Origin of the sequence: Streptomyces marokkonensis (assembly GCF_039539045.1) — a bacterium.
GTDB classification, from domain to species: Bacteria; Actinomycetota; Actinomycetes; order Streptomycetales; family Streptomycetaceae; genus Streptomyces; species Streptomyces marokkonensis.
Map to the genome: position 1 here is coordinate 1 of NZ_BAABCQ010000220.1, position 11,080 is coordinate 11,080.

The 11,080-nt window shown below is 69.5% G+C and carries 11 protein-coding genes and 1 pseudogene; 6 read left to right on the forward strand and 6 right to left on the reverse strand.

The annotated features are described in order from the left end of the window. The 3 genes from ABEA26_RS32775 to ABEA26_RS32785 form a co-directional block, all read left to right on the forward strand. Window positions 1-1,503 (forward strand): glutamyl-tRNA reductase (locus ABEA26_RS32775; protein ID WP_345597277.1); only part of this gene is annotated, 1,503 nt, incomplete at its 5' end. Continuing rightward, window positions 1,500-2,471, forward strand: coding sequence for a hydroxymethylbilane synthase (gene hemC / locus ABEA26_RS32780; RefSeq protein ID WP_345597278.1), 972 nt, complete (start codon window positions 1,500-1,502; stop codon window positions 2,469-2,471). The genes ABEA26_RS32775 and hemC, both read left to right, overlap by 4 nt. Further along, the gene (locus ABEA26_RS32785) at window positions 2,468-4,165 is read left to right on the forward strand and encodes a bifunctional uroporphyrinogen-III C-methyltransferase/uroporphyrinogen-III synthase (protein WP_345597280.1); all 1,698 of its coding nucleotides are present in this window, start codon (window positions 2,468-2,470) and stop codon (window positions 4,163-4,165) included. Before hemC ends, ABEA26_RS32785 begins: the two co-directional genes overlap by 4 nt. A gap of 88 nt (window positions 4,166-4,253) precedes the next feature. On the opposite strand, the gene ABEA26_RS32790 is transcribed toward ABEA26_RS32785, so the two are convergent. The 3 genes from ABEA26_RS32790 to ABEA26_RS32800 are packed head-to-tail and all read right to left on the reverse strand — an operon-like array spanning window position 4,254 to window position 7,552. Next, window positions 4,254-5,447, reverse strand: coding sequence for a type II toxin-antitoxin system HipA family toxin (locus ABEA26_RS32790; RefSeq protein WP_345597282.1), 1,194 nt, complete (start codon window positions 5,445-5,447; stop codon window positions 4,254-4,256). Next, the gene (locus ABEA26_RS32795; protein WP_345597284.1) at window positions 5,437-7,092 is read right to left on the reverse strand and encodes a DUF262 domain-containing protein; all 1,656 of its coding nucleotides are present in this window, start codon (window positions 7,090-7,092) and stop codon (window positions 5,437-5,439) included. The genes ABEA26_RS32790 and ABEA26_RS32795 overlap by 11 nt, the downstream gene beginning before the upstream one ends. A 55-nt stretch (window positions 7,093-7,147) precedes the next feature. Then, window positions 7,148-7,552 (reverse strand): restriction system modified-DNA reader domain-containing protein, encoded by a 405-nt coding sequence (locus ABEA26_RS32800; protein WP_345597286.1) that lies wholly within the window; start codon window positions 7,550-7,552, stop codon window positions 7,148-7,150. Window positions 7,553-7,737: 185 nt separating this feature from the next. Between ABEA26_RS32800 and ABEA26_RS32805 the strand changes: the two genes are divergently transcribed. Further along, window positions 7,738-8,481, forward strand: a complete 744-nt coding sequence (locus tag ABEA26_RS32805) for a transposase (protein ID WP_345597288.1) — start codon at window positions 7,738-7,740, stop codon at window positions 8,479-8,481. Between the two features lie 5 nt (window positions 8,482-8,486). Here ABEA26_RS32805 and ABEA26_RS32810 read toward each other — a convergent pair whose 3' ends face one another. Beyond that, entirely contained in the window at window positions 8,487-8,888 is a 402-nt protein-coding gene (locus ABEA26_RS32810; RefSeq protein ID WP_345597289.1) for a DUF6896 domain-containing protein, read from the reverse strand. Window positions 8,889-8,983: 95 nt separating this feature from the next. Between ABEA26_RS32810 and ABEA26_RS32815 the strand changes: the two are divergent. Further along, window positions 8,984-9,316, forward strand: a pseudogene (locus tag ABEA26_RS32815) (uroporphyrinogen-III synthase); the annotation flags it as partial. 50 nt (window positions 9,317-9,366) lie between these two features. Here ABEA26_RS32815 and ABEA26_RS32820 read toward each other — a convergent pair. Further along, window positions 9,367-9,573 carry a DUF397 domain-containing protein gene (locus ABEA26_RS32820; RefSeq protein ID WP_345597290.1) on the reverse strand — a complete coding sequence of 69 codons (207 nt, stop codon included), beginning with the start codon at window positions 9,571-9,573 and terminating at the stop codon, window positions 9,367-9,369. Then, a complete protein-coding gene (locus tag ABEA26_RS32825) occupies window positions 9,570-10,403 on the reverse strand; it encodes a helix-turn-helix domain-containing protein (RefSeq protein ID WP_345597292.1) in 834 nt (277 codons plus the stop codon). The genes ABEA26_RS32820 and ABEA26_RS32825 overlap by 4 nt, the downstream gene beginning before the upstream one ends. 162 nt (window positions 10,404-10,565) lie before the next feature. Here ABEA26_RS32825 and ABEA26_RS32830 point away from each other — a divergent pair, with 162 nt between their 5' ends. Further along, complete coding sequence (locus ABEA26_RS32830) at window positions 10,566-10,991, forward strand: ATP-binding protein (RefSeq protein WP_345597293.1); 426 nt, start codon at window positions 10,566-10,568, stop codon at window positions 10,989-10,991. Window positions 10,992-11,080: the final 89 nt, after the last annotated feature.

The following is an 11,080-nucleotide window of genomic DNA, read 5'->3' on the forward strand; positions in this document are numbered from 1 at the left end:
CTTTATGTGCACTACGAGGACCGGGCCGTCCACCATCTCTTCTCGGTGGCCTGCGGGCTCGACTCGATGGTGGTGGGCGAGGGCCAGATTCTCGGCCAGATAAAGGACTCCCTGGCCCGGGCGCAGGACCTGCACACCGCCGGCCGGCTCCTGAACGACCTCTTCCAGCAGGCCCTTCGCGTCGGCAAGCGGGCCCACTCCGAGACCGGCATCGACCGCGCCGGGCAGTCCCTGGTCACCTTCGGCCTGGAGCAGCTGTCCGCGGGAGCCGACGTCCAGCAGTGGGCGCGGGGCAAGAGGGCCCTGGTCATCGGTGCCGGTTCGATGTCCTCGCTGGCCGCCGCCACGCTGGCGCGCGCCGGGGTCGCCGAGATCGTCGTCGCCAACCGCACCTTCGAGCGCGCCGAGCGGCTCGCGCTCCTGCTCCAAGAGCAATATGGACGACGTCTCTCAGAGGGCGACGACACGGACGTGCTGGCCCGCGCGGTACCGATGGACTCGGTGCCGCTCGAGCTGACACGTGCCGACGTGGCCGTCTCCTGCACCGGTGCGACCGGGCTGGTCCTCACGGCCGACGCCGTGGCCGCGGCGGTGCAGGGGCGTACCGGTGCTCCCGCCACGATGACGGCCGACGGACCGGCCGACGGGCGTCCCGCCGTGGACGCCGCCGGCCCGGCCGCCGTACGGGAGGCTGACGAAACGCCACTTCCGAGCGCCGGTACCGAAGAGAACTGCCCGCTCGACCTGTCCTCCGTGCCGTCCGGCTTCTCCGTCATGGGGGAGGCCGCGGTGGCCGGCATGGACGCGGCCATGCTGGAGCAGCACGGGGCCTGGGCCGCGGGCGGTGCGACGGTGGACCGGTCGCGCGAGGCCGGGCGGCCGGGTGCCGAGGCGGACGCCGAGCTGATCACCGCGCTCGCCGCGACGGCGACGCGCGTCGGCCGCGTCCCCGAGCGCCGCCGGCCCGAGCCGGTCGCCGAGGTGCCGCGCCCGCAGCCCGTGCTCTTCCTCCTCGACCTCGCGATGCCGCGCGACATCGACGCCGCCGTGCACCGGCTGGCCGGGGCCCGCCTGGTGGACATCGAGTCGCTCGCCGACGCCTCGGCCGACGCACCGATGGCCGCCGACGTCGACATGGTCCGCCGGATCGTCGGTGACGAGGTCGCCGCGTTCGGGGCGGCCCAGCGGGCCGCACACATCACGCCCACCGTCGTCGCGCTGCGCAGCATGGCCGCCGACGTCGTGGCGGGCGAGATCGCTCGGTTGGAGGGGCGGCTGCCGTCCCTCGACGACAAGCATCGCGCCGAGATCACCCAGACCGTCAAGCGTGTGGTCGACAAGCTGCTGCACGCGCCGACGGTACGGGTCAAGCAGCTCGCCGCCGAACCCGGCGGTGCCGGGTACGCGGACGCGCTGCGCACCCTGTTCGACCTCGACCCCGAGACGGTGGCCTCCGTCTCCCGCGCCGAGAACAGCACTGAGAAGAACCGAGGGCCGGCATGACTGAGAAGGCACTGAGGCTGGGGACCAGGCGGAGCAAGCTCGCCATGGCCCAGTCCGGGCAGGTGGCGGACGCCGTGAGCCAGGTGACCGGTCGGCCCGTTGAGCTGGTCGAGATCACCACGTACGGCGACGTCTCGCGTGAGCACCTGGCGCAGATCGGCGGTACGGGCGTGTTCGTGGCCGCGCTGCGCGAGGCGCTGTTGCGGGGTGAGGTGGACTTCGCGGTTCACTCGCTCAAGGACCTCCCCACCGCGCAGCACGAGGGCCTGGTGGTGGCCGCCGTACCGGAGCGCGAGGACCCGCGGGACGTGGTCGTCGCCCGGGACGCGCGCAAGCTCACCGACCTGCCCCGCGGGGCGCGCATAGGGACGGGCTCGCCGCGCCGCATGGCGCAGCTGAACGCGTACGCCCGCACCCACGGGATGGAGATCGAGACGGTCCCGATCCGGGGCAACATCGACACCCGCATCGGATACGTCCGCAGCGGTGAGCTCGACGCCGTCGTGCTGGCCGCCGCCGGGCTGAACCGGGTGGGCCGCATCGACGAGGTGACCGACTTCCTGTCGGTCGACACGGTTTTGCCGGCCCCCGGCCAGGGGGCACTGGCGATCGAGTGCAGGGCGGGGAACACCGCCCAAGACGCTGCACTCGTCGCCGCGCTCGCCGAGCTCGACGACCCGTTCACGCGGGTCGCCGTGACGGCCGAGCGGTCACTGCTCGCCGCCCTGGAGGCCGGCTGCAGCGCCCCTGTGGGCGCGCTGGCCGACCTTCTGGCCGACGGGCAGACTGTCAAGGAAATGCGCCTGCGCGGCGCCGTCGGTACCACCGACGGCTCGACGCTGGTGCAGCTGTCCACCACCGGTCCCGTGCCTGAAACGCACGACGCGGCAATGGCTTTCGGTCGCGAAATCGCCACCGAGATGCTCGCCCAGGGCGCGGCCGGTCTGATGGGGGAGCGAGCACATTGAGCCCCACCACCTTTCCCACCGGTCCGGAACACGGGCACGTCACCTTCCTGGGTGCCGGACCCGGAGATCCGGGACTGCTGACTCTGCGCGCCGTGGAGGCACTGGCGCACGCGGACGTCCTCGTCGCCGAGCACGAGGTGCTCGACGTCGTACGCACGCACGCGAGGCAGGGCGTGTCGGAAGTGCACACGGACGCCGATCCGTCGGATCCGGGCACAGGCGCGCCCCAGCTGAAGGTAGTTGACAGTGCGTCAACGACCTCGGGCGTCCCCGCCGTGCGGGATGCCGCACATCTTGTCATGGAGGCCGCGCGGGGCGGCAGGCGGGTCGTGCGTGCGGTGACCGGGGACCCCGGGCTCGACACGTACGCCGCCGAGGAGATGCTGGCGTGCGTCGCGGCGGGGGTGCCTTTCGAGGTCGTCCCCGGTATCGCGAACGCCGTCGGTGTGCCCGCGTACGCCGGTGTGCCGCTGCGGGACGCCGAGGGTGCGGACGTGCGGTTCGTGGACGCCCGTACGGCGTCGGACCGCTGCTGGACCGAGGTCGGCGCCTCCGACGGGACGGTCGTCGTGTCGACGACGCTCGACTCGGTGGCCGCGGCCGCCGGTGAGCTGGTGTCGGCGGGCCGCAAGCCGGACACCCCGCTGACGGTGACGATCGCCGGTACGACGACCAGGCAGCGCACCTGGTCCGCCACGCTGGGCACGGTCGCGCAGACGCTGAAGCAGGCGAAGGTGCTGCCGTCCCCGGACGGGGGCCGACCGGTGATAGCCGTGGTCGGCGAGCGTTCCGCCCCTGCCCGGCGCGACCAGCTGTCGTGGTTCGAGTCCAAGCCGCTGTTCGGCTGGAAGGTGCTCGTGCCGCGTACGAAGGAGCAGGCGGCGTCGCTCTCCGACCAGCTGCGCTCGTACGGCGCCGTGCCGAGCGAGGTCCCGACCATCGCGGTGGAGCCGCCGCGTACGCCCCAGCAGATGGAGCGTGCGGTCAAGGGCCTGGTGACGGGCCGGTACGAGTGGATCGCGTTCACGTCGGTCAACGCGGTGAAGGCGGTCCGGGAGAAGTTCGAGGAGTACGGGCTCGACGCCCGTGCCTTCGCGGGCATCAAGGTCGCCGCGGTCGGCGAGCAGACCGCGAACGCGCTGATCGCCTTCGGCGTGAAGCCGGACCTGGTGCCGAGCGGCGAGCAGTCGGCCGCGGGCCTGCTGGAGGACTGGCCGCCGTACGACCCGGTCTTCGACCCGATCGACCGCGTCTTCCTGCCGCGCGCCGACATCGCGACCGAGACGCTGGTCGCCGGGCTGATCGAGCTGGGCTGGGAGGTCGACGACGTCACCGCCTACCGCACGGTGCGCGCGTCGCCGCCGCCGGCCACGACCCGCGAGGCGATCAAGGGCGGCGGCTTCGACGCGGTGCTCTTCACGTCGTCGTCCACGGTCCGCAACCTGGTCGGCATCGCGGGCAAGCCGCACAACGTGACGGTGATCGCGTGCATCGGCCCCGCGACCGCGAAGACGGCCGAGGAGCACGGCCTGCGCGTCGACGTCATGGCTCCCGAGCCGTCCGTGACCAAGCTGGCGGAGGCCCTGGCCGACTTCGGCCTGCGGCGTCGCGCGGCGGCGGTGGAGGCCGGGGACCCGGTGACACGGCCGAGCGAGCGGCGTCCGGGTGCGCGGAGGCGGCGGTCTTCGACCTGAGGTGAAGGGGCGCTCTCCCGGGGGCGCCTCTCCTCGTCAGGCCTCCGACGTTTCGGTCACGTCGCCTGGGATCTCCGTGGTCGTCACGTCAGGCGCTCATCAGTGGAAGCTGCTCAAGACGTTGTTCGATTGCCGTGACGACCATGCCGGGAACGGGGCAGTCCCGCTTCACCCGGGGCCAGGAGGCGGCCAGGGCCGCGACGCTCTCGCGCACCGTCGAGGCGATCTGTTCCTCGGGAAGCATCAGCGACGGTGACAGCGCGCGGAAGCTGTCAAGAGTGACGAGTTCGCAGTTGGCGGTTCCACTCAGAGGGAAAGCCAGCTTCTGATCGGCCTTCGGGTAGGCGGCGATGCAGACCAGATCGTATGCGGGTGAAAGCCGGGCCTGTCTCCCGGTCGGGTATCGCAGCGTCCAGTTCTTCAGGTGCGCGTCCACGTTCCCCATGACGATCATCGCTACGAGCCGACGTACGTACTCGACGACGTCCTCGGGCGGGCAGACCGCGTTGACCACACGGCCGAGGCCGGCGTAGTTGGCCCGATCGTATTTGGAGTCGGCGGCGACTTCGCGCACTTGCGCGAAGTCTTCTTGATGGACTCGTCCCTCACTCGTCCGGTCGAAGCGTCGAACCGCGAGTACGGGTTCCGAGGGATCGGCCAGCCCATCGGGCAGATTGTTGACCTCCGAGCCGGGGACGAGTACAGCCTCGGGCACATCGATGCCCGACAGAGCCGCCCAGCGCAGCATGGCGTACTCGTTGGCAGGGACGGCGGGGAAGCGTTCGTCGGGGAGTTTGACGATCCAGTCGCCGCCGCTGCCGGTAGACGGAAGCACCAGCGCCTTGCCTGCGAAGCGCATCGAGAACTTGGGCTGCACACCGGCCAGGGAGAAGCGCAGGGCGTGGTCGTGGCTGCATGTTTCGGGCTGGTCGTGGTCAGGGAGGTCGTCCAGCGGGGAGTCCGGTACTACGCGTACCGCTCCAGGGAGATCCTCACCAAGATGATTCAGCAGTACGAAGTCGTGGATCCGCTGCTTACCCAACTCGGCGGCCACCAGTCGCCGGAGCCCGCTGCCCTGTTCCGGAAGCAGGTTCGCGAACCACTCCGGCACACTGCCACTCGCTGTCCGGCGCTTGCGCGGATCACGTTCGAATCCCTGCCCGAGAACTGGGTGAACGGCTGTCAGGTCCGTGTACTCGAACCACGTGTTGCCCTTGTGATAGCCGAGCACGCCGACACGACGGTCCCCCAGGAAGACCGTAGCGGTCACATCACGCTGCATCGGTGGCGTCTCCCCAGAGGCTTTCGTCGAACAGGGTCTCGGCCTCGGGCCCGTCGGAGAATCCGAACAAGGCCATGCGCTGTACATGAGCCGAGATGACCGTGGTCATGATTCCGGCGCGGCGGGCGAGGAAATCGTCGGTGCTGTCGTCGGTATACGTGTGGAGCAGGTCCACACACCGTTCGTCCATGCAGTGGGATCGCAGAACACCAGGGTCCGACCATTCCGAGAAGAAGCCGAATCCCGGCTTGTCGGCGGGGTGCAGCACTTTGGCGGCCATGGTCCGGCCGGACACGAGTGACTGCAGTGGGGAGCTTCCGCTGTTGAGCATGTCCACCAGCAGACGGGAGTCGCCGATCCTGCTGCCTGCCGGGTAGTGGTTCCCGTCCGAATCCGTGGCCGGCGTGAGGAGGACAGGGTGAGCCGACAGGAGACCGAGCACGTTGATTTTCGCCTGTGTTCGGTTCAGCGCGGTCTGGGTCAGATCCGGCTGCCAGAGTTCTCCGCCGATCGGCAGCAGGCCCAGTATCCGGGTGGCGCTGGCGACAGGATCGTCGTGTACAGCGCTGGCGTTGCGCCGCAGAGCGACGGTGTTTCCCTGCGGGGCCGCGCCGACCGCTGCTCCCCGCCAGACCCAGCGGCGCAAGAGCTCACTGCCTCGCCCGGTCGGGTAACCGAACAGGGCGGTGTAACGGGTGAGTACAGGGACGTAGAGGGCGTATGGGAGCAGGCGCAGGTGGGGGATTCCGGCCTCGCCGCGCAACCAGTCGACCACCAGGCGAAGAGCCTTCTCGGTGCTGGCGAAGGCCTGCTGCCGGTCCTCGTCGTTCTGGAACTCCTGGCGGAAGTCGCGGTCCACCTTCCCGCCACGCATCGCCATCACACTCTGCATGAGCAGCTGAGGGCTGAAGTCTCCGAAGTCGAGTGCTGCGACCCGGTCACGCAGCGCCTCGAGATCGGACGGCTGCACGTCGAGGGACGTGGAGTGCAGCGCCTGGAAGATCTCGGCTTTTTTCAGAGTCTTGCCGAAGGTGTTCATCCGGTCGAAGATCTCGCGCAGCGCCTGCTCGTCGTCGCCCTCGATCTCGTACATGGGAATCTCGTAGGTGCGGATGGCAGTGGCCACTGAGTCGCAGAGGTCGTATTCCTCGCTGGTCAGCCACGGCCGTTCCCGTTGCCAGGCGATGAGCCGCCGGTTGTCGCCGGCGACCCAGACCGGCAGCCAGTGATCACGCACGTGCTGGGAGTGCGGCGCGGACAGGAACCGTTTGCGGGCGTCCTTCTCTCGCAGGTCGTAGAAGATGCGGAATCGACGGTCCACCGTGTGTTCGGATGCGGTGAGCGCGCCGATGAGCGTGGTCAGGCGCTGCTGTCCGTCGACCACCCACAACGCGTCGGAGCGTTCCGGGGCATCGAACCGGAGTTCGCCCAAGGTGATCTCGGCGGCTGGTGCGGGCTTGCGCCACATCAGCAGGTTGCCGATGGGATAGCCACGCAGGATGCTGTCGAAGAGCCGTTCGGAGTCGGAGGCCTCCCAGCGGTACGAACGCTGGAAGCGTGGAATCCGGATACGCCCGCTCAGGGCCCATTCGACCAGTTCCAGCGGCGCGACACGACCGACCTTGGGCTTGGTCACCCCTGCCATTATCCACCTCCAGATGTCGGGCCATCGTAGGCTCGGGCGGTCGAGGTGCTCGTGCTCATCGCATCTCCCTCAACAGGATGCCGTCCTCGGTGGTGAAGACCGTCCAGCCGTTCTGGGTGTTGCCCGCGAGGGCCGTTGCCGCGCCCGAAGGGGTGTCATGCACGGAACCGTCCTCCAGTCGGAGCGTGCCGTTCGCGAGCACTTCGGCATAGTGCACCTGGTTGAGGTTTCGCCGCCGCCACACCAGCCGCTGCCCGGGGCGAAGCCGCCGGTCCGCCAGAAGGGGACTGAGTGCGGCTTCCCGTGATGAGGGCGCGACGGCTGTGCTCCCCGACTGCGTCGCCTTCTCCGGGAGGCCGAGGACCCGGCGGAGAGTGCTGTTCGGTGTGTCGACGAAGGGAGTCGCTCGCTTCTGCAGCTCTTCGTACACCTCGTTGTCCACTCGGATCGTGGGGCTCACTTTCACTTTCCCTTTATTCTGGTGAGAATGTGACAGTTGAAAAGTAGCAGAATGGAACGGTGCGTGCAGCGGGCCCGGACGGGTGCCTGTGCCGCTGGGGGCGATCAAGGCACTTACTGATCGTTTCAGAATGAGTTGAGCTGCGGGTCTTGTGCTCGGCGATCTTGGTCGGCAGGGTGTCCGAGGTGCGTGCCGATCTTGTTCCTGACGACCTGTGGGAGCGGGTGGCCCCGTTGCTGCCGCCGGCTCCCGAGCGGCGCCACCGGCATCCGGGGCGGTCGCGTGTTCCTGACCGAACAGCACTTGCCGACGTCCTGTTCGTGCTGCGGACCGGTGTCGCCTGGCGGGACGTCCCGGCGGAGACCGTGGGCTGTTCCGGCGTGACGGCCTGGCGCCGACTGCGGGACTGGACCGAGGCCGGCGTCTGGCCCTGCCTGCACGCCGCCCTGCTGACCGAGCTGCGCCGCGCCAAACTACTGGACCTGGACGACTGTGCTGTGGACGGATCGCAGGTCCGGGCCCTCAAACGGGGGACCACGTTGGACCCACTCGCCGTCACGCTCACCGGCGGCAACCGACACGACGTCACCCAGCTCCTGTCCCCGCTCGACGCGGTCCCGCCGATTCGGGGAGCCCAGGGACGCCCCCGCCGCAAGCCCCGACGTCTGTATGCGGACCGGGGCTACGACTTCGACAAGTACCGCCGCCTGCTGTGGAAGCGGGGCATCAAGCCGTTGATTGCCCGACGCGGCGTCGCCCACGGTTCCGGACTGGGCAAGGTGCGCTGGGTCGTCGAGCGCGCCTTCGCCTGGCTGCACCAGTTCAAACGGCTCCGCACCCGCTACGAGCGACGCGCCGATCTCCATCAGGGCCTGCTCGAACTGGCCCGCAGCCTCATATGCCTCCGCCGTCTGCGGACATCATCCTGAAGCGATCAGCCGGCGACGCTGAACCATCCCGGCCGCACCTCGGCCAGAAGCGATTGCAGCGACCGCACCGCGGACCGCAGGTCCTCATCCGTGACGTCAAGAGGATCCGGCAGGCTCAGCCCATACCAGCGCAGCCGCCAGAGGTCGAAGACTTCGCTCCCGTCGGCTTCGAAGTCCACATCGACCTCAGCGCCGTTGCCACTGACGAATCGGCATCCCGCCCCATGAACCGTGTAGGAGTAGGTACCGATGTGCCCACTGCGGCTGATCCGGCGCGAGCGGGCCAGGCAAAGGACATCTGCCAGTCGCTCAAGCGAGGGGATCGCCACCCTCATGGCCTCATCAATCGCGTTCAGAGCACGGACGTAACCGAGCACGAGGTCCCGCGCAGCCCCAACCCGTTCCATACGGCGTCACCCCCTGAGCCCGTGGCCGAAGGGATTGTTTCATGGACCGCCAGCGTCTCCGCAGGACGGCATTCTGAAACGATCAGTTAGCCGCGCCGGCCGCGACCCGCGAGGCGATCAAGGGCGGCGGCTTCGACGCGGTGCTCTTCACGTCGTCGTCCACGGTGCGGAACCTGGTCGGCATCGCGGGCAAGCCGCACAACGTGACGGTGATTGCGTGCATCGGTCCCGCGACCGCGAAGACGGCCGAGGAGCACGGCCTGCGCGTCGACGTCATGGCTCCCGAGCCGTCCGTCCACAAGCTGGCGGAGGCCCTGGCCGACTTCGGCCTGCGACGTCGCGCGGCGGCGGTGGAGGCCGGGGACCCGGTGACGCGGCCGAGCGAGCGGCGGCCGGGGGCGCGGAGGCGTCGGTCGACGTCGACCTGAGGTGACTGTGCGGCGGGCGGGGCGCTCCTAGCGGGGCGCCCCGCCCGCGTTCAGCCCTTCGAGGCGTACGGCAGGAAGTGCGCCCAGGTGGTGGGGGTGAGGGCGAGGCGGGGGCCGTGGGGGTTCTTGGAGTCGCGGACGAGGATGCGGTCCGGGGCGGGGGCCACCTCGACGCAGGACGGCCCGTCGTCCGAGCTGTAGCTGCTCTTTATCCACTCCGGCGTGCCATCGGCTCCGGCAGAGGGCTTGAGGGTCATGACTCTCCCAGCACTGTCTCGATGAAGGCCAGCGACTCTCGGGGCGTGAGAGCCTGCGCGCGGATGATCCCATAGCGCATGTCGAGGACCGTGGTCTCTTTCGGCTCGATGATCACGCGGTTGGTGAGCTGGACTTCGTTGAGACCCACGGCCGCTCCGTTCCTGAGCTTGAGGAGTCGGAAGGGGCCGCCGAGACCGGAGTTCTCCTCCCGGCTCAGAGGAAGCACTTGTAGATCGACGTCTCGCAGACGGGCCACTTCCAACAACCGTTCGATCTGGTTGCGCATCACCATCTTGCCCCCGATCAGACGACGCAGCGTCGCCTCACACAGGACAAAGCTGAGGAGCGGACGAGCCGTTGATGCACCGAGGATCTCCTGGCGGGCCAGCCGAGCGGCTACCCGCTGTTCCAGTTCCTCCTCCGTGAACTGCGGCCTCCGGGAGCTGAACACGGCCCGCGCATACGTCTCGGTCTGCAACAGGCCGTCGATGACGGAGTTGTTGTAGGAGCAGATCTCTACGGCTTCCGCCTCCAGCCGCTTCACGTCCCGTACCTTCTTCGGGTACCGGGCTTCCGCGACGTCCCCCTTCATCGCAGCGATCCTGCCGCCCGCGTTGAGTACGTCATCCGCCGCGTCCAAGTACTCCGGCCGCGGAATCCGCCGCCCCCGCTCCACCGAGGAGACCAACTCCTCCCCGTACCCGATGGCCACCCCGAACTCGGCCTGGGTGAGACCGGCCGCCTCACGCCACAGCTTCAGTTGCCGCACGACGGTCCGCATCACCGCCCCGGCCTCTTCGTCGTCCAGCCCTGCTTCCCACTCGCTCATGCCGCCGACCTCCCGCCGCGTGCCCTTCCCCGGACCAACCTCCCGCCGCCGCGACCGGTCACCCCGGGCAGCCCGGACAGAACCGGACACGCCACGGACAGCCATCCACCGCCCGGGCCAGCCGTCTTCACAGCGTACGCACGCAAGAACACGCTGGGTGACGTGAACCAGAGAATCTCCGTCCACCTCGTTCCGCTGCACCAGTTCTCCGTGCCGCTGTCGGCCACGCGCCGTGGTGCCCGGCTGGCCCGGCTGCTCGCGGTCGAGCAACTGGAGGCGTGGGGGCTGCCACTGGACCCGGCCCGGCTGATCGTGGCGGAGCTCGCGGCGAACGCCGCCCTGCACGGTCGCGTCCCCGGCCGGAGCTTCCGCCTCGCCCTCTCCGTCGTCCCGGCGACCACGCTCCGTATCGAGCTGACCGACACCCGAGGCGACCGGCTGCCCATCAGCCCCCGGACGACCGCCGACGCACACGCGGAGTCGGGCTACGGGCTACTCCTCGTGGAGGAGTTGGCGGACCGCTGGGGCGTGCGGTGCGGGCCGGTGCCGTCCAAGACCGTGTGGGCGGAGTTGGACCTCGTCCTGTGATGGTTGCCCACGGTGGCCTGGCCGGCGTCCCCGCCGCCGACGCCCGGAACCGCGGGACGCGGTGGGGTGGGCGGCGGGGTTTCGGGCGG